Source organism: Pseudomonas guariconensis (genome assembly GCF_024127895.1).
Taxonomy (GTDB): domain Bacteria; phylum Pseudomonadota; class Gammaproteobacteria; order Pseudomonadales; family Pseudomonadaceae; genus Aquipseudomonas; species Aquipseudomonas guariconensis_B.
On the sequence record NZ_JAMYBK010000001.1, the window covers coordinates 52,327 to 72,368 of the forward strand.

15 protein-coding genes and 1 pseudogene are annotated in these 20,042 nt (G+C 67.2%); 11 read left to right on the forward strand and 5 right to left on the reverse strand.

What is annotated here, in order from left to right:
• Positions 1–59: 59 nt before the first annotated feature.
• Both NJF35_RS00270 and NJF35_RS00275 read left to right on the forward strand, forming a co-directional pair.
• Positions 60–542 (forward strand): glutathione peroxidase, encoded by a 483-nt coding sequence (locus NJF35_RS00270; protein ID WP_225788549.1) that lies wholly within the window; start codon positions 60–62, stop codon positions 540–542.
• Positions 543–739: 197 nt separating this feature from the next.
• Positions 740–1,843: an NADH:flavin oxidoreductase gene (locus NJF35_RS00275; RefSeq protein WP_253081402.1), complete on the forward strand. Its 1,104-nt coding sequence runs from the start codon at positions 740–742 to the stop codon at positions 1,841–1,843.
• Here NJF35_RS00275 and NJF35_RS00280 read toward each other — a convergent pair.
• Entirely contained in the window at positions 1,812–3,029 is a 1,218-nt protein-coding gene (locus NJF35_RS00280) for a glycosyltransferase family 4 protein (RefSeq protein WP_225788551.1), read from the reverse strand. The genes NJF35_RS00275 and NJF35_RS00280 overlap by 32 nt on opposite strands.
• 151 nt (positions 3,030–3,180) lie before the next feature.
• Positions 3,181–3,909: a sulfate transporter CysZ gene (gene cysZ / locus NJF35_RS00285; protein WP_225788552.1), complete on the reverse strand. Its 729-nt coding sequence runs from the start codon at positions 3,907–3,909 to the stop codon at positions 3,181–3,183.
• A gap of 329 nt (positions 3,910–4,238) precedes the next feature.
• Between cysZ and trxB the strand changes: the two genes are divergently transcribed.
• A complete protein-coding gene (trxB, locus tag NJF35_RS00290; protein ID WP_225788553.1) occupies positions 4,239–5,201 on the forward strand; it encodes a thioredoxin-disulfide reductase in 963 nt (320 codons plus the stop codon).
• A gap of 161 nt (positions 5,202–5,362) precedes the next feature.
• Here trxB and nadC read toward each other — a convergent pair whose 3' ends face one another.
• On the reverse strand, positions 5,363–6,211 hold the full coding sequence (nadC, locus tag NJF35_RS00295) for a carboxylating nicotinate-nucleotide diphosphorylase (protein WP_225788554.1): 849 nt from the start codon (positions 6,209–6,211) through the stop codon (positions 5,363–5,365).
• A 244-nt stretch (positions 6,212–6,455) separates the two neighbouring features.
• Between nadC and NJF35_RS00300 the strand changes: the two genes are divergently transcribed.
• The 5 genes and pseudogenes from NJF35_RS00300 (at position 6,456) to NJF35_RS24770 (ending at position 12,353) form a co-directional block, all read left to right on the forward strand.
• Positions 6,456–8,630 carry a DUF1631 domain-containing protein gene (locus tag NJF35_RS00300; RefSeq protein WP_253090565.1) on the forward strand — a complete coding sequence of 725 codons (2,175 nt, stop codon included), beginning with the start codon at positions 6,456–6,458 and terminating at the stop codon, positions 8,628–8,630.
• A 191-nt stretch (positions 8,631–8,821) separates the two neighbouring features.
• Positions 8,822–9,388 carry a 1,6-anhydro-N-acetylmuramyl-L-alanine amidase AmpD gene (gene ampD, locus NJF35_RS00305; protein WP_225788556.1) on the forward strand — a complete coding sequence of 189 codons (567 nt, stop codon included), beginning with the start codon at positions 8,822–8,824 and terminating at the stop codon, positions 9,386–9,388.
• Positions 9,385–10,215: a regulatory signaling modulator protein AmpE gene (gene ampE / locus NJF35_RS00310; protein WP_225788557.1), complete on the forward strand. Its 831-nt coding sequence runs from the start codon at positions 9,385–9,387 to the stop codon at positions 10,213–10,215. Before ampD ends, ampE begins: the two co-directional genes overlap by 4 nt.
• 1,076 nt (positions 10,216–11,291) lie before the next feature.
• A pseudogene (locus NJF35_RS24765) lies at positions 11,292–11,498 on the forward strand (HAMP domain-containing protein); the annotation flags it as partial.
• A gap of 150 nt (positions 11,499–11,648) precedes the next feature.
• Entirely contained in the window at positions 11,649–12,353 is a 705-nt protein-coding gene (locus NJF35_RS24770) for a methyl-accepting chemotaxis protein (RefSeq protein ID WP_410896952.1), read from the forward strand.
• Between the two features lie 78 nt (positions 12,354–12,431).
• Here NJF35_RS24770 and NJF35_RS00320 read toward each other — a convergent pair whose 3' ends face one another.
• Together NJF35_RS00320 and cra are read right to left on the reverse strand one after the other, a co-directional pair.
• The gene (locus tag NJF35_RS00320; RefSeq protein WP_225788559.1) at positions 12,432–13,217 is read right to left on the reverse strand and encodes a TatD family hydrolase; all 786 of its coding nucleotides are present in this window, start codon (positions 13,215–13,217) and stop codon (positions 12,432–12,434) included.
• 2 nt (positions 13,218–13,219) lie between these two features.
• Positions 13,220–14,215, reverse strand: coding sequence for a catabolite repressor/activator (gene cra, locus NJF35_RS00325; RefSeq protein ID WP_225788560.1), 996 nt, complete (start codon positions 14,213–14,215; stop codon positions 13,220–13,222).
• Between the two features lie 288 nt (positions 14,216–14,503).
• On the opposite strand from cra, the gene ptsP reads away from it, so the two are divergent.
• Genes ptsP through NJF35_RS00340 form a run of 3 tightly spaced genes read left to right on the forward strand, consistent with a single transcriptional unit; the run spans position 14,504 to position 20,026 of the window.
• Positions 14,504–17,353 (forward strand): phosphoenolpyruvate--protein phosphotransferase, encoded by a 2,850-nt coding sequence (ptsP, locus tag NJF35_RS00330; RefSeq protein ID WP_225788561.1) that lies wholly within the window; start codon positions 14,504–14,506, stop codon positions 17,351–17,353.
• A 1-nt stretch (position 17,354) separates the two neighbouring features.
• Positions 17,355–18,302, forward strand: a complete 948-nt coding sequence (gene pfkB / locus NJF35_RS00335; protein WP_225788562.1) for a 1-phosphofructokinase — start codon at positions 17,355–17,357, stop codon at positions 18,300–18,302.
• Complete coding sequence (locus NJF35_RS00340) at positions 18,299–20,026, forward strand: PTS fructose-like transporter subunit IIB (RefSeq protein ID WP_253090567.1); 1,728 nt, start codon at positions 18,299–18,301, stop codon at positions 20,024–20,026. Before pfkB ends, NJF35_RS00340 begins: the two co-directional genes overlap by 4 nt.
• The last annotated feature ends 16 nt before the right edge of the window (positions 20,027–20,042 follow it).

Here is a 20,042-nt window from a genome sequence, read left to right on the forward strand (position 1 = left end):
CTTTTTAGTGGGCGGGATTCGCCCCTGCGGCAACCAGGAACCTGAGAGGGGAGTTCATCATGAGTGCATTTCACGACCTGACACTGCAGGCGCTCAACGGCGGGGAACTGCCCCTGGCTCCGTTCAAGGACCAGGTGGTGCTGGTGGTCAATGTCGCCTCCAGGTGTGGCCTGACCCCACAGTACAAGGCCCTGGAGAACCTGTACCAGAAATTCAAGGACAGGGGGTTCAACGTTCTTGGCCTGCCGTGCAACCAGTTTGCCGGCCAGGAGCCGGGCAGCGAGAAGGAGATCCAGGAATTCTGCAGCCTGAACTACGGCGTGAGCTTCCCCCTGGGCGCCAAGCTGGAGGTCAACGGCCCGCAGCGTCACTCGCTGTACCGCCTGCTGGCGGGCGAGGGGGCGGAGTTTCCTGGCGACATCACCTGGAACTTCGAGAAGTTTCTGGTCGGCAAGGATGGCCGCGTCCTGGCCCGCTTCGCACCGCGCACCGCACCAGACGATCCGAGCGTGGTGCAGGCGATCGAGAAGGCGCTGGGTTGATTCCCACAGGGACCGGGGCGATCACACATGATGTGGCTTGCAGGCGCCTTGGGCTTGCACCGGGCCATTGAGGTTGGGGCTGCTTGCAGCCCCAGGTTCCCAGCCCATACCTGCCAATCACCCGAATCAATGATGCTGGGCCTGCCACTCCCCTCGCCCTAAGCTCAGGCGCATTTCTTCATCCCTGGGAGCGCCGCATGTCCACCCACCCCCTGTTCCAGCCCTTCACCCTCGGCACCCTCGAATTGTCGACCCGTGTGGTCATGGCCCCGATGACCCGCACCTTCTGCCCCGGCGGCGTGCCCCACGAGGGCGTGGTGGAGTACTACCGACGCCGCGCCGCGGCCGGTGTCGGGCTGATCATCAGCGAAGGCACCACGGTCGCGCACAAGGCCGCCAACGGCTATGCCAACGTCCCGCGCTTTCATGGCGAAGACGCCCTGGCCGGCTGGAAGAAGGTCGTCGACGCGGTGCATGCCGAGGGTGGGCGCATCGTCCCGCAGCTCTGGCACGTCGGCAGCGTACGCCGCCTGGGCACCGAGCCGGACGGCAACGTGCCGGGCTACGGGCCGAGCGGCAAGGTCAAGGATGGCAAGGTCCTGGTCCAGCAGATGAGCCATGAGGATATCCGCGAGGTGATCGCCGCCTTCGCCCAGGCCGCCCGCGATGCCCAGGCCATCGGCATGGACGGCGTGGAGATCCACGGCGCCCATGGCTACCTGATCGACCAGTTCTTCTGGGCGGCGAGCAACCAGCGCAGTGACGAATACGGTGGCGACCTGGCGGGTCGTTCGCGTTTCGCCATCGAGCTGATCCAGGCCGTGCGTGCGGCAGTGGGCCCGGATTTCCCGATCATCTTCCGCTTCTCCCAGTGGAAACAGCAGGACTACAGTGCCCGCCTGGTCGAGACGCCCGAGGCGCTGGGGGCGTTCCTCGCGCCCCTGGCCGAGGCCGGGGTGGATATCTTCCACTGCTCCACCCGACGCTTCTGGGAGCCCGAATTCCCAGGGGCGGCGCTGAACCTGGCCGGCTGGACCCGCCAACTCACCGGCAAGCCCACGATCACGGTCGGCAGCGTCGGCCTGGAGGGCGAGTTCCTGCAGTTCATGGTGGACACCGACAAGGTGGCCAAGCCCGCCAGCCTGGAGGGGTTGCTGCGTCGGTTGCAGGACCAGGAGTTCGACCTGGTGGCCGTGGGCCGCGCGTTGCTGGTCGACCCGCAGTGGGCGCAGAAGGTCCGCGACGGCCGTGAGCAGGAGGTGCTGCCGTTCAGCCGCGAGGCGCTGTCGAGCCTGGCTTGATCGCCAGAGGCGTGGCCGTGGCCTGGCGCTCCGGGGTGCTCGCCTGCCGACAGGCGCTGTACAGGTGCCCCTCGAACTGTTCGACGATCGCCGCCCAGCCCTGACGGCTGGCATGCTGGCGGGCATTGAGGCGGACCCGGCGCAAGGTTTCGCTTTCTTCCAGCAGCCAGCACGCGGCATCGATGAACGCCGCTTGGTCGCCGGGCATGGCCAGGGCCCCGCTGTGGCCGTGGCGGATATGCTGGGCGGCCGCGGCCTCGTCGTAGGCGACGACGGCCAGGCCCGAGGCCAGCGCTTCGAGGACCACGTTGCCGAAGGTCTCGGTCAGGCTGGGGAACAGAAACAGGTCGCCGCTGGCGTAGTGTTCGGCCAACACTTCGCCGCGTTGCGCACCGCAGAAGACGGCATCGGGCAACTGCTGCTCGAGCAGCTCGCGCTGCGGCCCGTCACCCACGATGACCAGGCGCATGCGCCGTTGTGGATAAGCCTTGCACAAGGCCTCCAGGCAAGGGCGCAACAGGTTGAGATTCTTTTCCGCGGCCAGGCGGCCGACATGCAGCACGGCAATGTCGTCCGGGCCCAGGCCCCAGCTATCACGCAGTGCCTGGCTGCGTTTGGCCGGATTGAACAGGCAGGCATCGACGCCACGGGCCATCAGGGCCAGGCGCTCGAAACCGCGCCGCTCCAGCTCCAGCCGCTGGCTGGCGCTGGGCACCAGGGTGGTCGCGGTACGCCGGTGGAACCAGCGCAGGTAATGGGTGAGCAGGCGGGTCAACAGACCCAGGCCGTATTGCCCGGAATACTGCGGGAAGTTGGTATGGAAGCCACTGACCACCGCGATGCCCAGGCGCCGTGCGGCGCGCAGGGCGCTGAGGCCCAGCGGCCCCTCCGTGGCGATGTACAGGACGTCTGGCCGCTGCCGGCGCCAGCGTCGCAGCAGGGTATGCATGGAGATCTCGCCCCATTGCAGGCCCGGGTAACCGGGCAGTGCCCAGCCTCGGCAGAGCAGCAGGTCGTCGTCGCCGTGGGCGGCAGCGTCGCTCGCCTGGCGTGGGCGCACCAGTGCCACCTGATGCCCGCGCTGGCGCAAGCCCTCGCTCAACCGGCCAAGGGTGTTGGCCACGCCGTTGATCTCGGGTGGGAAGGTCTCGCTGACGAGGGTGATGCGCAGGGCCGGTGTATTCATGGCGAAAAGTGTCCGCCTACAGGGTTGCGGCCCTGTGACGGTCTTGTGATGGACAGGTTACAGGGGCCTGCAAAGCCACATCATCTGTGATCGACTCGGCGCCCTGTGGGAACCGGCTTGGCGGCGATCGGCTGCACAGCAGCCCAGGATTTCAACGACGCTCACGCACCCAGAACAGCGTGGCCCCGGCCACCGCCGCCGGCATCATCAGCACGTTCACCAGCGGGATCATCAGCGCCAGGTAGGTGATCCCGCCAAACCCCAGCGACTGCCAGCGTTTTTCGCGCAGCCAGGCGAGCATGTCCTGCCAGCTCATCTTGTTGTTGTCCGCCGGGTAGTCGATGTACTGGATAGCCATCATCCAGATACCGAAAATCAGCCACAGGGGCGCCGCGATCACGTTGACCACCGGAATCAGCGACAGGATGAACAGGCCGATGGCCCGTGGCAGGAAATAGCCGAGCTTGCGCATCTCGCGGCCGAAGGTGCGCGGCACCATGGCCGCCAGTTCGCCCCAGCTGAAGGCCGGGAAGTTGTCTTCGCCGCGCACCACCACCTCGACCTTCTCGGCGAGGAAGCCGTTGAAGGGGGCGGCGATCACGTTCGCCACCAGGGTGAAGGTGAAGAACACCATCAGGATCACCAGGACGACGAACAGCGGCCAGAGGATGTAGCTGAGAAAGCCCAGCCAGTCCGGCAGGCTCGGCATCAGTGCGTCGACCCACAGGCTGAACTGGTGCGCGGCGAAGTAGATCAGGCCGCCGAACAGCAGCAGGTTGACCGCCAGGGGCAGCAGGACGAACAGCCGCAGGTTCGGGCTCATGACCAGTTTCAGCCCTTCGCGCAGGTACTGGGGGCCAGAGAGGACGGGGGCTTGCATCGAGACGCTCCGGATAAAGGGAAAACGCGCTGACCTTACCGAGTTTGCCGCGCCGACGAAAGGTGTCAGGGCATGGGGAAACGGGCTGTAACAAAGCACAGCGGTCGGTTTCCATCGGTTTTGTCTGTAGATAGAGGTTGTCTATAAGGTGGATTGTCGAAGGATATTTCCTTAATCTCTGCCACCTCGCTAAAGTGCGCTCAACTTTAGGTTTCCGGGCCTGCGCGTAGTAGCCTTCCCCAAGTGCTGCGCGGGCCCCTTTTAATTCCAGCTGGTGCCACCGGCACATCGATGCCGGCCTCGTGCGTCCCGCTCCACAGGAGTTCGACATGTCTGAAGTACGTCATTCGCGCGTCATCATCCTCGGTTCCGGCCCTGCCGGTTACAGCGCTGCGGTCTATGCGGCCCGTGCCAACCTCAAGCCGTTGCTGATCACCGGCATGCAGGCCGGCGGCCAGTTGACCACCACCACCGAAGTCGACAACTGGCCGGGCGACCCCCATGGCCTGACCGGCCCGGCCCTGATGCAGCGCATGCAGGAACACGCCGAGCGTTTCGAGACCGAGATCGTCTTCGACCACATCAACGCCGTTGACCTGGCCAGCAAGCCGTTCACCCTGCAGGGCGACAGCGGCACCTACACCTGCGATGCACTGATCGTCGCCACCGGTGCCAGCGCTCGCTACCTGGGCCTGCCTTCGGAAGAAGCGTTCATGGGCAAGGGCGTTTCGGCCTGCGCTACCTGCGACGGTTTCTTCTATCGCAACAAGCCGGTGGCCGTGGTCGGTGGTGGCAACACTGCCGTGGAAGAGGCCCTGTACCTGGCCAACATCGCCAGCAAGGTGACCCTGGTGCACCGTCGCGATACCTTCCGCGCCGAGAAGATCCTGGTCGACAAGCTGCACGCCCGCGTGGCCGAAGGCAAGATCGAGCTCAAGCTCAACGCCACCCTGGACGAAGTGCTGGGTGATGACATGGGCGTGACCGGTGCGCGCCTGAAGAACAACGACGGCAGCAGCGACGAGATCAAGGTCGACGGCGTGTTCATCGCCATTGGCCATACCCCGAACACCTCGCTGTTCGAAGGTCAGCTGACCCTCAAGGACGGCTACCTGGTGGTCAACGGCGGCCGTGAGGGCAATGCCACCGCCACCAACGTCGAGGGTGTGTTCGCCGCGGGCGACGTGGCCGACCACGTCTATCGCCAGGCGATCACCTCCGCTGGCGCCGGCTGCATGGCCGCGTTGGACGTCGAGCGTTACCTGGACGGTCTGGCGAACGCTTCGTTCTGAGTGCCAGCCCCTTCAAGGGGGCTGGAGCCAGGCACCTGATAGGGCTGTTTTGCAGCCCTATCACGACACAAGGCCACTCCTGCGGATACCGCGCCGCTCTGCAATCGAGCGCCGTATCCGTGGGAGCGGCCTTGTGTCGTGATGAAGGCGCGCAGGTCAGCTCACAGGCTCAGGCGCATGGACAGGTCCACCGCCTTCACATCCTTGGTCATCGCGCCAATGGAGATGTAGTCCACCCCCGTCTCGGCAATCACCCGCAGGGTGCTCTCGTTCACACCGCCACTGGCCTCCAGCTTGGCCTTGCCAGCGGTGATGCGCACGGCTTCGCGCATTTCGTCGAGGGTCAGCTCGTCGAGCATGACGATATCGGCCCCGCCCGCCAGTGCCTGGCGCAGCTCGTCCAGGCTCTCGACTTCGATCTCCACCGGCTTGCCCGGGGCGATGCGGTGCGCCGCAGTGATCGCCTCGGCGATGCCGCCGCTGGCGGCAATATGGTTTTCCTTGATCAGGAAGGCGTCGTACAGCCCGATGCGGTGATTGTGGCAGCCGCCGCAAGTGACCGCGTACTTCTGCGCCAGGCGCAGGCCGGGCAGGGTCTTGCGGGTGTCGAGCAGGCGCACCTGGGTGCCTTCCACCAGGTCGGCGAGCAGGCGAGCGCGGGTCGCCACACCCGAGAGCATCTGCAGGAAGTTCAGCGCCGTGCGCTCGCCGCTGAGCAGCGAGCGAGCCGGGCCTTCGAGGTGGAACAGCGCCTGGTTGGCGCTGGCCCGCTCGCCATCGGCCACCTGCCAGTGCACTGCCACCCGAGGGTCGAGCTGGCGGAACACCGCATCGACCCAGGCGGTACCGGCGATCATGCAGTCCTCGCGGGTGATGATGGTCGCCTTGGCCAGGCGCTCGGCCGGGATCAGCTGGGCGGTGATGTCGCCGCTGCCGATGTCTTCCAGCAGTGCGCGGCGCACGTTGGCTTCGATTTCGGCGGTCAGGTCGGCGAGGCGTAGGTTCGGCATGGTCGGCTCCACAAGCTAGGTGCCGGCGATTATAGGGCAGGGGGGGCTGCTGTACAGCAGCCTGGGCCGTGACCTTTGGTCAGGATGAATGAGCGTTTGCCGGAATTCATGGTCAGTGTGGGGCGTGCGAACTGCGCGCTGGAAGCTGTCGGATTTTTTTCTGATAATGGCGCCTTGTATTTGGCGTCATGGCTTTGACGGTTACCTGTCCCATTGAACAGAATCATCCAGCAAGGAGTCCGGGATGCATGAAGACGGCAAGGTGGTGCCCTTGGCGGCCGCCATCGACCGGGCGGCGCATACGCCCTTGCCTTGCCTTCCGGTGCTGCTCCTGCAGGTGCGCGACCAGGCGGCGTTGCAACTGCGCCGGGGGCTGCAGGTGCTGTTCGACAACGCCGACGACACCCTCTTCGAAATGGCCGACAAGGCCGGCGAGCGCTTCGAGCAGAACCTGTACTTCGAAGCCATGCGCGACGTAAGGCTCAAGCGCAAGAGCATCGAGCGGGGTTTTCTCGACAGTTTCTACGACACCTTCTCGCGCCTTGGCCAGGCGGATGCCCGGCAGTGCCTGACGGCGGCCGACGCGTCGCAGGGCAGGGTACAATTGGAGCGCGCCGCGGTCGTCGAAGCGATGGTCGCCCGGGTGCTGTCCCGTGAGGGGGTTGCGCTCGAGCAGTTGGGGCTGCGTTTCCAGGCACTGCTCGGCCAGGCGTTGGAGGCGCGCTGCAACCCCCTGGGGCCGGACAGCCTGTGCGGCTATTTCCTGGCGGCCGGGCGAAACCTGGGAGTAGGCCCGCGGGTCAAGCTGATCTTGCTCAGGCTGTTCGAGCGCTATGTCCTGCGCGATGTCGACCTGCTCTACGAACAGGCCAACCAACTGCTTGCCGCCGCCGACGTGCTGCCTGCACTCAAGCCGCCACCGCGCCGCCGTGCCGATGACCACCGCCCGGCGCCCCGCCGTGGGCTGGCTAGCCTACCCAGCGCTGAAGAGGTGGAATTGGACAACGCGGGCCAGGCCTTTTTCGATTCGCTGCAGGACCTGCTGGCGCCCACCCGCGGGCGTGTCGCCCCGCGCCTGCAGCGCGTTGCCACGGCGCAACCGATCAGCACCGCCGACCTGCTACGCCTGCTCTCGCACCTGCAGCACTACGTGCCGGCGACTACCGAGGACGATGACTTCGACCTCGGCCAGCAGTTGGAGCAGTTGCTCCTGCGTGTCAGCGTGCGCAGCGGTACCCGTCGCTGCATCGCCACTGCGGACGAAGATACGATCAACCTGGTGGGCCTGCTGTTCGACTTCATCCAGGCCGACGCCAACCTGCCGCCGAGCGTGCGCGCCCTGCTCGCGCGGCTGCATATCCCCCTGCTCAAGGTGGCCCTGCTCGACAAAGGGCTGTTCAGCCGTGCCAGCCATCCGGCCCGGCGGCTGCTCAACGAGATCGCGATGCTCGCGATCGGCGGGGAGGACAATGGCGAAGGCCTGCGCGACAGCCTGCACCTGCGCGTGGAGCGTATCGTCCAGCGCCTGCTCAACGACTTTGTCGACGATCTGGCGTTGTTCGCCGAGCTGCTCGAGGACTTCCTCGCCTTCAGCCATGAGGAACGGCGCCGCAACGAGTTGCTCGAACAACGTACCCGCGATGCCGAGGAGGGCCGTGCCCGCACGCTGCTGGCGCGCCAGCAGGTGCAGCAGGCGCTCAACCAGCGCCTGCACGGCAAGTACTTGCCGCAGGTGGTGGTGCAGATGCTGGTGCAGGGCTGGAGCCAGGTCCTGTTGCTGGCCTGGCTCAAGCAGGGCGAGGCGTCCGCGGCCTGGCGCGCAGGGCTGGCGACCATGGATGCGTTGCTGGCGAGCATTGCCCCGCACCGGGAGGCCCAGGCGCGCGAGCGGCTGTTGCAGCAGGTGCCCGGCCTGCTCAAGGCGTTGCGTGATGGGTTGGCCGGTGTGGTGCTGGACTCGGCGGCGACCCGCGAATTCTTCCTGCAACTGGAGCAGTTGCACCTACGGGCCCTGGCCGGGCCAGACGTGTCGCCAGCGGGGGAGGGGCTGTCTGTGCCGCAGGTGCTGGTGGCCGAGGAAATCGTCCTGGCCATCGCCGAAGAGTCGGCTTGCGGCCCCTTGTTGCAGCCGGACGAGCAAGGGCCCGAGTGGCGGCAGGTGCAGCGCCTGCGCATCGGTACCTGGGTCGAGGTGCTCGACGAGCAGCCGCCGCTACGTTGCAAACTGGTGGCGCGGATCGATAGCAGCGAGCGTTTCGTCTTCGCCAACCGTACCGGCATGAAGGTGCGCGAGTGGAATCGTGCTGGCCTGGCCTTGGCCCTACGCCGGGGGGAGGTACGGGTGCTGGACGATGGGCTGTTGTTCGAGCGTGCCCTGGAGGCGGTGCTCGACAGGCTGCGTTGCCAGCAGGCGTTGTGAGAGGGGCCGCTGCGCGCCCCATCGCCGGCAAGCCCACACAGGGGCCCTGCAAACCGCATCGGGGCCCCTGTGGGAGCGGGCTTGCCCGCGAATGGGCTGCAAAGCGGCCCCCGAACGATCATTTACATGCAACCACGCCAGCCTCCGGGCATACTGGCAGCCCATCCCTGGCGACTTTCAGGATCTGCTCCATGCAATTGGACCGTGCGACAGGCTGGTTTTCCGGCGTCACCCACTGCCCTTCGCCAAACTTCAACGCCCGCCCCGAAGGCGAAGCCATTTCCCTGCTGGTCATCCACAACATCAGCCTGCCGCCGGCCTGCTTCGGCACCGGCAAGGTCCAGCAGTTCTTCCAGAACCGCCTCGATCCGGCCGAGCATCCCTATTTCGAAGGCATCCGCCACCTGACGGTGTCGGCGCACCTGTTCGTCGAACGTGACGGCGCGGTGACCCAGTTCGTGTCGCTGCTGGACCGGGCCTGGCATGCGGGCGTTTCATGCTTCGACGGGCGAGAAGGGTGCAACGACTTTTCCATCGGCATCGAGCTGGAAGGCACCGACGAGCTGCCCTATACCGATGCCCAGTACGCCGCCCTGGAGCAGTTGACCCGGGAGATCCGCCGTGCCTGGCCGGTCATCGGCCTGGGCCGCATCTGCGGCCATAGCGATATCGCCCCGCAGCGCAAGACCGATCCGGGCCCGGCTTTCGACTGGCGCCGCTACCGTGCAGCGCTGCAAGACAACGAGGACAAGGCATGAGTTTTCTGGTGTTGGTGCTGATTCTCTGGGTCGAGAAGTTCTCCGCCCTGCGTCAGCGTTTGCAGCGCGATGGTTTCTTTCTCGGCGAACTGGTGCGCCTGGAGCGCAGCGGCAAGGTGCATCCCTGGTGGACCCTGGCCATCCTGGTCCTGGCACCGGTGGCGCTCCTGGTGTTGCTGCTGCATGTCCTGGAACCGGTGGCCTATGGCCTGCTGGCGTTGCCGGTGCACCTGCTGGTGCTGATCTACAGCCTCGGCCGTGGTGACGCCAAGGCGGCCCTTGGGCCGTTCCGCGATGCCTGGCGACGCGGCGACGAACAGGCCGCGCTGCATGTGGCCGAGCGTGACCTGGGCCTGGGCGCCGACGATCCCCAGTGCTTGATGACGCGGGTCCAGGGCTACCTGCTGTGGCAGGCGTACCAGAGCTTCTTCGCCGTGATCTTCTGGTATTTCCTGCTGGGGCCCGGTGCGGCCCTGGCCTATCGCCTGCTGGCCCTCACGGCCGGCAACAGCCGCCAGCCGGCGCTCAAGGAGCGGGCCGAGCAACTGCGCCATGCCATGGACTGGCTGCCGGTGCGGGTATTGGCGCTGAGTTTCGCCCTGGTCGGCAACTTCGTCGCGGTGATGCGCCTGATGCTGCACGAACTGCTCAATTGGCACATCAGCGCCGGCCACCTGGTGGCCCGGGTAGGGCGGGTGGCGGACGACATCCCCGACGAGGAAGACAGCCAGCGTGGCCTGGGGCGGCTCGACAGCCTCTGGGAACTGCTGCTGCGTTGCGCGGTGCTGTGGTACGCCTGCTTTGCGTTGTGGACGGTGCTGGTCTGAGCGGCGTGCCAGGCCGCTTAACCTTAAGTTACAAACCTTGGGTTCGATCTGCGTTATACAAGGTGGCAGGCCCTTGATGGCTTAGTGCTACCCCGTATAACAACAAGAATCCAAGGAGGTGACCCGTGAAGCATCTGCTCCATCCGGCCATCGCACTGATGAACCGGCTGAGCTTCGGCCTGAAGTTCAGCCTGATCAGCGCCCTGTTCTTCCTGCCCATGCTGGTCACCAGCTTCTACCTGGTCCGCGACGCCTACGACCAGTTCCATGTCACCCGCACAGAACTTCAGGGGCTCGCGCCCCTAGCCAGCGTCCTGACCCTGCGTGGTGACCTGGAGGCCCTGGGCAACCTCTTGCAGATCAATGCGGTGCTCGGCCAGTCGGGCCAGGCCGGCGATGTGGAGGGGCGCATAGCCGCACTCCAGGACAAAGTCGCCGCCGAGCTACAGGACTTGTCGGTGAGCGACCCGCAGCTCGAGGCCAGGCGCGGGGAGCTGGAGGCGCTCTTCGCCCGTGCGCGCAACGAGTCCTCCCTGCAGAACAAGGCGGCCTGGTTCGACAAGCTATTGGTCCAGGCCCAGGTCCTGGCCAAGCAGGTGGCCAGCCAGTCTGGCCTGAGCCAGGACAGCCAGGCCTCGGTGCGCCAGTTGAGCGAGCTGCTCGGTAGCGCCACCGCCCAGGTCACCCAGACCCTGGGCGAGGGCCGGGCGATAGGGGCCATGGCCTTGGGCCGTGGCTTCATCGACTCCTCCGGCAGTGCCCGCTTCGAAGACCTGCTGCAACGCCTGGAGCGCCTTGCGGCCGATTACGCCGTGCGCCTGGAGGATGCCCTGGCCAGCGACGAGCGGGTCAGGGCCGAGCTGGCCGGGCAGGCACAAGCCAGCCAGGCCTCGGTGAAGCAGGCCGCCACGATGTTCGAGGATCAGGTGGTGGTCGCCGAGACCCTGGATGCGCCCTGGCTGGGCTTCTACCAGCAGGCCAGCGAGCTGATGGGCCAGACCTACCGCCTCAATGACGCCATCCTTGTCCACTTGCAGGTGCAACTGCAGGACCGCCTGGGCGAGCATCGCCTGCGCATGGGCGCCCTGGTCGCCGCGTTGGCCACGGTGCTGGTCCTGATCACCTACCTCTATGGCGGCTTCTACGTGTCCATCCGCCAAACCCTCGGCCGCCTGGGCACGGCCATGGACAAGCTCGCCGCCGGCGACATGACTGTGAGCCTCCAGGCCAACAGCCGCGACGAGTTGGGTGAGCTGGGCCAGGGGTTCAACGAGACCGTGCGGCGTATCCGCGAGCTGATCGGCCAGGTCGGTCGGACCGTGTCGCTGGTCGAGGAGCAGGCTGGCCAGGTGCTGGTGGTCTCCGAGCGCAGCAACCAGGCGGTTAGCGGCCAGCGCGAGCAGATCGAACAGGTCGCCACGGCGATGAACCAGATGAGCGCCACGGCCCTGGAAGTCGCCCGCAGCGCGGCACTGGCCGCCGAAGGCGCGCAACAGGTCAATCGCGAGAGCGCCACAGGCCGTGGGCTGGTGGCCAGCCAGCAGGACAGCATCGCCCGCCTGGCCGGGGAGATCGACCAGACAGTGGTCGCGGTCAATCAACTGGCCAGCGACAGCCAGGCCATCGGGCGGGTGCTGGAGGTGATCCGCAGCATCGCCGAGCAGACCAACCTGCTGGCGCTCAACGCTGCCATCGAGGCGGCCCGGGCGGGCGAGCAGGGCAGGGGCTTTGCGGTGGTCGCCGACGAGGTACGCACCCTGGCCCGGCGCACCCAGGACTCCACCGAGGAGATCGCCCAGATGATCCAGCGCCTGCAGGCAGGTGTCGGCGCGGCGGTCGAGGCGATGGGCAGCAGCCACCAGATGGCGGCGGGCACGGTCGATGAAGCGCGTCAGGTGCAGCAGGCGTTGGGCAACATCCTCGGTGCGGTGGGCGGTATCGTCGAGCAGAACCAGCAGATCGCCGCGGCCGTCGAGCAGCAGACCGCGGTGGCCCACGATATCGACCAGAACATCGTGGCGATCAACCGCGCCGCCCAGGACACCACCGCCGGTGCTTGCCAGGCCGAAGAAGCCAGCCGTGCATTGTCGGAGCAGGTGTTGGAGCTCAAGCGCCTGATCGGGGCGTTTCGCGTCTAGTTGTCTTGTCTGTACCGGCCCAATCGCCGGCTTGTCGGCGATTGGGCTGCAAAGCAGCCCAGGATTACAGAGTCCCGCTTAACTGAAAGACCAACCAAACAGCTCACAGGCATTGCGGCTGCTGGCTTCAGCCAGCCGTTCGGCTTCGATGCCGATCACGTCGGCCAGCGCCCCGGCAATCTCCGGCAGGTGCTCCGGGCTGTTGCGCATGCCGGGAAACATCGCCGGCGCCATGTCTGGTGCATCGGTCTCCAGCACGATGCTCTCGAGCGGCAACCGGGGCAGCGTCCTGCGCAGGCGCAGGGCCTGGGGCCAGGTGGCGGCCCCGCCAAGCCCGAGCCTGAAGCCCAGCTTGATGTACTCGCGGGCCTCCTCGTAGCTGCCGGCGAAGGCATGGATGATGCCGGCGCGTGCAGGCTTGTAGCGCTTGAGGGTGGCGATCACCTGGGCGTGGCTGCGGCGTACGTGCAGCAGGGCCGGCAGCTCGAAGTCGCAGGCCAGTTGTAGTTGGGCCTCGAACAGCGCCTGCTGGCGCGCCGTGTCCAGCTCTGGCAGGTAGTAGTCCAGGCCGAACTCGCCCACCGCGCACAGGCGCGGGTCGCCGCGCAGGCGTTCGAGCCAGTCGCGCAACTGCGCCAGGTGTTCGGGGCGATGCTGCTCCAGGTACACCGGGTGTAAGCCGAGTGCCGCATGCAGGTTACCGTGCGCGCAGGCCAGGTCCCACACCCGCTGCCAGTTGGCCTGGTACACCCCCAGCACCACCAGGCGCTCTACCCCGCGTGCCGCCGCGTTGGCCAGCAGGCGCTCGCGGTCGGCGTCGAAGTCGGGGAAGTCCAGGTGGGTGTGGGTGTCGATCAGGCGCATGCTCAGCCTGCCGTGATGCGTTGCTTGAAGGTGCGGGCCACGGCATGCACGCCCGGCTCGTAGCGTTTGTGCTCGATCGCCGCCAGGGCCAGCTCCAGGGCGGTGGCGGCGATCAGGCCGTGTTGCTGGGCCATGGCGTTGACCGGCAGTGGCAGGAAATCGAGCAACTGGTTGTCGCCGAAGGTACCCAACTGTAATTGGCGCGAATCGACCGGGCGTGTCTGCAGCGTGTCGAACACCCCTTGCAGCAGCACATAGGAGGTGGTCACCAGAGCATCCGGCAGACCGCCCAGCTCTTCGATCAGTTGCTGCATCAGGCGCTGCCCGCACTCACGGCTGAAAGCCTCGCCCTGGTAGCGCCGCACGTCGCCGTCGAACGCCTGCAAGGCCTCGTCGAAGCCGCCGGCACGGGCCTGGCTGACCGACAGTTCCGGGCGCGCGCCGATCAGCGCGATGCTGCGTGGGCGGGTGGCCAGCAGGCTCTGGGCCAACTGACGGCTGGCATCGCGGTCGTCGCTGATCACCGAGCAAAAGTGCGCCGGGTCCAGGCGACGGTCGATGGCGATCACCGGCAGACCCTTGTCCTGCAGTTCGCGGTAGCTGTCGTCCTCTGGCGGCAAGCAGCTGGCGACGAACAGCGCATCGCAGCGGCGGGCGCGGAACAACTGCTGCAACTGGTGCTCGCTGTCAGGCTGGTCGTCGCTGCTGGCGATCAGCAACTGGTAGCCACGGGCGCGGGCACCCTGTTCCAGTTGCTTGGCGATACGGGCGTAGCTGGGGTTCTCCAGATCCGGGAGAATGAAGCCCAGGGTACGGGTGTGCCGGCTGCGCAGGCCGGCGGCCTGGGGGTTGGGCGTGAAGCCATGGGCCTCGACCACCGCGCGCACGCGCTCGACGGTGCTGTTGCTGATGCGCTGCTGTTCGGCCTTGCCATTGATGACGTAGCTGGCGGTGGTCACGGACACACCGGCCAGACGGGCGATATCGCTGAGTTTCACCGAATTTTCCTTGTTATTACCAGGGCTGGCTGCGAAGCCTGGCTGGGTAGTTTCCCCGAAGGCCAGGCCCGGGCGCAGACGACCATTGTCGCAATTGTCCGACAGAATGGGGCTTTTTCGTCAGGAGATTATCGAGTAACGTGGCCACCTGGTCAGGTTAAACGTTTCAGCAGGCGTATTCACTGCCGTCGTCAGCGCCTGCCATCGTGGGGTTGCCCGCGATGATCGTTTGCGTGGATTGCACAACAATACCTCAGTCCCCGAATGGGGCTGCAAAAGGAGAAGGTCATGCTGGAGCTCGCCAAGGAGCAGATAGCCATGGGCCAGGTAGCTGCCGACAAGGCCGAGGCATTGCGCCTGCTGGCCGAGCGGCTGGTTGCCGATGGCCTGGTCGCCGAAGGTTACCTGGAAGGGCTATGCGCCCGCGAGGCCCAAGGCTCCACGTTTCTTGGCCAGGGCATCGCCATCCCCCATGGAACGCCACAGACCCGTGACCAGGTGTTCGCCACCGGCGTGCGCCTGTTGCAGTTTCCCGAGGGGGTCGATTGGGGCGACGGCCAGATCGTCTACCTGGCCATCGGCATCGCTGCCCGCTCCGACGAGCACCTGCGCCTGCTGCAACTGCTGACCCGTGCCCTGGGTGAAACCGACCTGGCCGAGGCCTTGCGCCGGGCGAGCTCCGCCGAGGCGCTACTCAAGCTGTTGCAGGGCGCGCCCCAGGAGCTGGCGTTGGATGCGCAACTGGTGGGCCTGAACCTGCCCGCCGAGGACTTCGACGAGCTGGCCTGGCGCGGCTCGCGCCTGCTGCAACGCGCCGGCTGCGTCGATGCGGGCTTTGCCAGCCAGTTGCAACAGGCCGAACCCTTGCCGCTGGGCGAGGGTTTGTGGTGGTTGCACAGCGAGCGGCAGGTGCGTCGGCCGGGCCTGTCGTTCGTCACCCCGCAGCAACCGTTGCGCTACCGCGACCAGCCGCTCAACGGCCTGTTCTGCCTGGCCAGCCTCGGTGCCGCCCACCAGGCCCTGCTCGAACGCTTGTGCGAAGTCCTGATCGAAGGCCGTGGGCAGATGCTCTACCAGGCCACCAGCAGCCGTGCCGTGCTCGAAGTGCTAGGGGGCGAGGCGCCGGCCGACTGGCCGAGCGTGCGGATCGTGCTGGCCAACCCCCACGGCCTGCATGCCCGACCGGCCAAGGTGCTGGCGCAGCTGGCCAAGGGCTTCGACGGCGAGATCCGTGTGCGCCTGCTGGATAGTGCGCAGCCGGCGGTGTCGGTCAAGAGCCTGAGCAAGCTGCTTGGCCTCGGCGCTCGGCGTGGCCAGGTGCTGGAGCTGATCGCCGAGCCGAGCGTCGCCGAGGATGCCTTGCCGGTGTTGCAGGCGGCCATCGAAGAGGGGCTGGGCGAGGCGGTGGACCCCCTGCCGGAGGTCGCCCAGCCGGTCGCCGCCCCGGTCGAGGTGTTGCAGGTGCCGCCGGCTGGCAGCCAGGTCCTGGGTGTCGGCGCTGCGCCGGGCATCGCCAGTGGCCCGGCCCATGTACATGTCGAGCGAGAGATCGACTACCCCCTGCGTGGCGAATCCACGCCCCAGGAACGCCTGAAGCTGCGTCGTGCCCTGGAGGCGGTGAACGCGCAATTACAGGCCCTGGTGCAACGCAGCGACAAAGCGATCGGCGAAATCTTCGTTACCCACCAGGAAATGCTCGCCGACCCGGCCCTGGGCGACGAGGTCGAGCTGCGCCTGGCCCAGGGCGAGAGCGCCGCGGCGGCCTGGATGGCGGTGATCGAGGCGGCGGCGCGTCAGCAGGAGGCATTGCACGATGCCTTGCTCGCCGAGCGCGCTGCCGACCTGCGCGACATTGGCCGCCGGGTCCTGGCGCAACTGTGCGGTGTGCAGGACGTGCCCGAGCCCGAACAACCCTATGTGCTGGTGATGGCCGAGGTTGGCCCGTCCGATGTGGCCCGCCTCGACCCGGCGCGGGTGGCCGGTATCGTGACCGCCCATGGCGGTGCCACCGCCCACAGCGCCATCGTCGCCCGTGCCCTGGGTATTCCGGCGGTGGTCGGCGCGGGGGAGGCGATCCTGCTGCTCGAGCCTGGCACGCCGTTGCTGCTCGATGGGCAGCGCGGTCGGCTCGTCGTCGCGCCGGCGGCGGATGAGTTGCAACGAGCCCTGGCCGAGCGCGATCTGCGCGAGCAGCGCCTGCAGGCCGCCTGGGCCAATCGCCACGAACCGGCGGTGACCCGCGACGGCCATGCTGTCGAGGTGTTCGCCAACATCGGTGAAAGCCGTGGCATCGACCGGGTGGTGGAGCAGGGCGCCGAAGGCATTGGCCTGCTGCGTACCGAACTGATTTTCATGGCCCATCCCCAGGCGCCGGACGTGGCCACCCAGGAGGCCGAATACCGCCGCGTGCTCGACGGCTTGGACGGGCGTCCGTTGGTGGTGCGCACCCTCGACGTGGGCGGCGACAAGCCCTTGCCCTACTGGCCGATCGCCCCGGAGGAAAACCCCTTCCTCGGCGTGCGTGGTGTGCGCCTGACCTTGCAGCGCCCACAGGTGATGGAGGATCAGTTGCGGGCCTTGCTGCGGGCAGCGGGTGAGCGGCCCTTGCGCATCATGTTCCCGATGGTCGGGCAGGTTCACGAATGGCGTGAGGCCAAGGCCATGGTCGAGCGCTTGCGCCAGGAACTGCCGGTCGCCGACCTGCAACTGGGCATCATGGTCGAAGTGCCCTCGGCTGCCTTGCTGGCGCCGCAGTTGGCGCGCGAGGTGGATTTCTTCAGCATCGGCACCAACGACCTGACCCAGTACACCCTGGCCATCGACCGCGGCCATCCGAGCCTTTCGGCCCAGGCCGATGGCTTGCACCCGGCGGTGCTGCGGCTGATCGACATGACCGTGCGCGCCGCCCATGCCGAGGGCAAGTGGGTCGGTGTCTGCGGCGAACTGGCCGCCGACCCGCAGGCGGTCGCCGTGCTGCTCGGGCTGGACGTGGACGAGCTCAGCGTCGCCGCTCGCAGCGTCGCCGAAGTCAAGGCACTGGTGCGCCAGGCCGATCACCAGACGGCCCGCGCCCTGGCGCACGAGGCTTTGCAACAAGACAGCGCCGCGGCGGTCCGGGCGCTGGTGGAGCGTTATTGAAATGGCCAAGATCCTCACCCTGACCCTCAACCCGGCGCTGGACATCACCGTCAGCCTGGATGCCCTGCGCCCAGGGCACGTCAACCGTAGCCAGGCCCAGCACAGCCATGCCGCCGGCAAGGGCCTGAACGTCGCCCAGGTACTGGCCGACCTGGGGCACAGCGTCACCGTCGGCGGCTTCCTCGGGCGTGACAACCTGCAGCCGTTCGATGCACTGATCGCCCGGCGCGGTTTTACCGACTGCTTCGTCCGCGTAGCGGGCGAGACCCGCAGCAACATCAAGCTGGTGGAGGCCGATGGCCGGGTCACCGATATCAATGGCCAGGGGCCGGACGTCGGCGAGGTCGCCCGGACTGCGTTGTTGCGCCGCCTGGAGAAGATCGCGCCGGGGCATGACGCGGTGGTGGTGGCCGGCAGCCTGCCTCGCGGCATCGATCCGCAGTGGTTCGGCCAGTTGCTGCTGCAATTGCAGGCCCAGGGCCTGAAGGTCGCCCTAGACAGCAGCGGCGAGGCCTTGCGTGTTGGCCTGCGGACGGCGCCGTGGCTGGTCAAGCCGAACACCGAGGAGCTGGGCGAGGTGCTTGGTGTTGCCGTGCACAGCCCGGCCGAGCAGCGTGCCGCCGCCGAGCGCCTGCTGGCGACCGGCGTGCAGCATGTGGTGGTGTCCCAGGGCGAGCAGGGCGTGAGCTGGTTCGCCAAGGGCCTGGCCTTGCATGGGCGACCGCCGCAGGTGCAGGTGGCGAGTACCGTGGGTGCCGGTGACTCGCTGGTGGCTGGCATGGTCCATGGCCTACTGCTGGGCGAGGCGCCTGCGCAGACCCTGCGCCGCGCCACTGCCATCGCTGCCCAGGCGGTGACCCAGGTCGGCTTCGGCCTCTGTGATCGCGAGCAACTGGCCCACCTGGAGGCCGCCGTGCAACTGACAGAACGACAAGAGGGTTGCCGATGAACATCGCCATCGTCACCGCCTGCCCCAACGGCCAGGTGTCCAGCGTGCTGAGCGCACGCCTGCTGGCGGCCGCCGCGCAGCGACGGGGCTGGAGCACCAGCGTCGAGGTGCAGGCCGACGAACAGCCCGAACGCCGCCTGACGAGCGCGCAGATCGCCGAGGCCGACTGGGTGCTGGTGGTCAGCACCGGCCCGGTGGACCTGGCTCGTTTCGTCGGCAAGCGCCTGTACCAGAGCACCCCGGCCCAGGCCCTGGCCGACCGGGAAGGTTTTCTCGACGAGGCCGCCGCCAAGGCCCAGGTGCAGGAAGCCGTGGGCGCCGTCGAAGCGCCGCAGCCCAACGCGCAGCCGAGGATCGTCGCGGTCACCGCCTGCCCGACGGGCGTGGCCCACACTTTCATGGCCGCCGAGGCCCTGCAGCAGGCGGCCCAAGAGCTGGGCTACCTGCTCACCGTGGAAACCCAGGGTTCGGTCGGGGCGCGCAATCCGCTGCCGGCCGAGGCCATCGCGGCCGCCGACGTGGTGCTGCTGGCCGCCGACATCGAGGTGCCCACCGCGCGTTTCGCCGGCAAGCGCATCTACCGCTGCGGCACCGGCGTCGCGCTCAAGCAGGCGCGCGGCATTCTCGACAAGGCGTTGGCCGAAGGCAAGGTGGAGAACGCCGGTGACGCCACCGGCGAGGCGCCCAAGGCGTCTGAAAAGAGCGGTGTCTACAAGCACCTGCTCACCGGCGTGTCGTTCATGTTGCCGATGGTGGTGGCGGGTGGCCTGCTGATCGCCCTGTCGTTCGTCTTCGGCATCGAGGCCTACAAGGAGCCCGGTACCTTGCCAGCGGCGCTGATGCAGATCGGCGGCGAGGCCGCGTTCAAGCTGATGGTGCCGTTGCTGGCCGGCTATATCGCCTGGTCCATCGCCGACAGGCCGGGGCTGGCGCCTGGCATGATCGGTGGCCTGTTGGCCAGCACCCTGGGCGCAGGGTTCATAGGTGGCATCATCGCCGGCTTTCTCGCCGGCTACAGCGCCAAGGCCATCAGCCGCTGGGCGCGCCTGCCGAGCAGCCTCGATGCGCTCAAGCCGATCCTGATCATTCCGCTGCTGGCCAGCCTGTTCACCGGCCTGGTGATGATCTATGTGGTCGGCCAGCCGGTGGCGGCGATGCTCGAGGGGTTGACGCAGTTTCTCGACAGCATGGGCACCACCAACGCCATTCTCCTGGGGCTGCTGCTCGGCGGGATGATGTGCGTCGACCTGGGCGGGCCGATCAACAAGGCGGCCTATGCCTTCTCGGTGGGGCTGCTGGCTTCGTCCAGCTATGCGCCGATGGCGGCCACCATGGCCGCTGGCATGGTGCCGCCGATCGGCCTGGGCATCGCCAGCTTCCTGGCCCGGCGCAAGTTCGCCCTGGGCGAGCGCGAGGCGGGCAAGGCGGCGTTGGTGCTGGGTTTGTGCTTCATTTCCGAAGGGGCGATCCCCTTCGCCGCCAAGGACCCGTTGCGGGTGATCCCGGCGAGCATCGCCGGTGGCGCGCTGACCGGGGCGCTGTCGATGTACTTCGGCTGCAAGCTGATGGCGCCCCATGGCGGGCTGTTCGTGCTGCTGATCCCCAATGCGATCAACCATGCGCTGCTGTACCTGCTGGCGATCCTGGCGGGCAGCTTGTTGACGGCGGTGGTGTATGCGCTGATCAAGAAGGGCGAGCGGGTGGAGTTGGCGGTGGCGTCCTAGCGGGGGGATGAGCCGC

Excerpts from the sequence above, each read along its gene's own strand:
- NJF35_RS00270 (WP_225788549.1), top strand. The coding sequence starts at position 60 with ATGAGTGCATTTCACGACCTGACACTGCAGGCGCTCAACGGCGGGGAA.
- NJF35_RS00275 (WP_253081402.1), top strand. The coding sequence starts at position 740 with ATGTCCACCCACCCCCTGTTCCAGCCCTTCACCCTCGGCACCCTCGAA.
- NJF35_RS00280 (WP_225788551.1), bottom strand. The coding sequence starts at position 3,029 with ATGAATACACCGGCCCTGCGCATCACCCTCGTCAGCGAGACCTTCCCA.
- cysZ (WP_225788552.1), bottom strand. The coding sequence starts at position 3,909 with ATGCAAGCCCCCGTCCTCTCTGGCCCCCAGTACCTGCGCGAAGGGCTG.
- trxB (WP_225788553.1), top strand. The coding sequence starts at position 4,239 with ATGTCTGAAGTACGTCATTCGCGCGTCATCATCCTCGGTTCCGGCCCT.
- nadC (WP_225788554.1), bottom strand. The coding sequence starts at position 6,211 with ATGCCGAACCTACGCCTCGCCGACCTGACCGCCGAAATCGAAGCCAAC.
- NJF35_RS00300 (WP_253090565.1), top strand. The coding sequence starts at position 6,456 with ATGCATGAAGACGGCAAGGTGGTGCCCTTGGCGGCCGCCATCGACCGG.
- ampD (WP_225788556.1), top strand. The coding sequence starts at position 8,822 with ATGCAATTGGACCGTGCGACAGGCTGGTTTTCCGGCGTCACCCACTGC.
- ampE (WP_225788557.1), top strand. The coding sequence starts at position 9,385 with ATGAGTTTTCTGGTGTTGGTGCTGATTCTCTGGGTCGAGAAGTTCTCC.
- NJF35_RS24770 (WP_410896952.1), top strand. The coding sequence starts at position 11,649 with ATGAGCGCCACGGCCCTGGAAGTCGCCCGCAGCGCGGCACTGGCCGCC.
- NJF35_RS00320 (WP_225788559.1), bottom strand. The coding sequence starts at position 13,217 with ATGCGCCTGATCGACACCCACACCCACCTGGACTTCCCCGACTTCGAC.
- ptsP (WP_225788561.1), top strand. The coding sequence starts at position 14,504 with ATGCTGGAGCTCGCCAAGGAGCAGATAGCCATGGGCCAGGTAGCTGCC.
- pfkB (WP_225788562.1), top strand. The coding sequence starts at position 17,355 with ATGGCCAAGATCCTCACCCTGACCCTCAACCCGGCGCTGGACATCACC.
- NJF35_RS00340 (WP_253090567.1), top strand. The coding sequence starts at position 18,299 with ATGAACATCGCCATCGTCACCGCCTGCCCCAACGGCCAGGTGTCCAGC.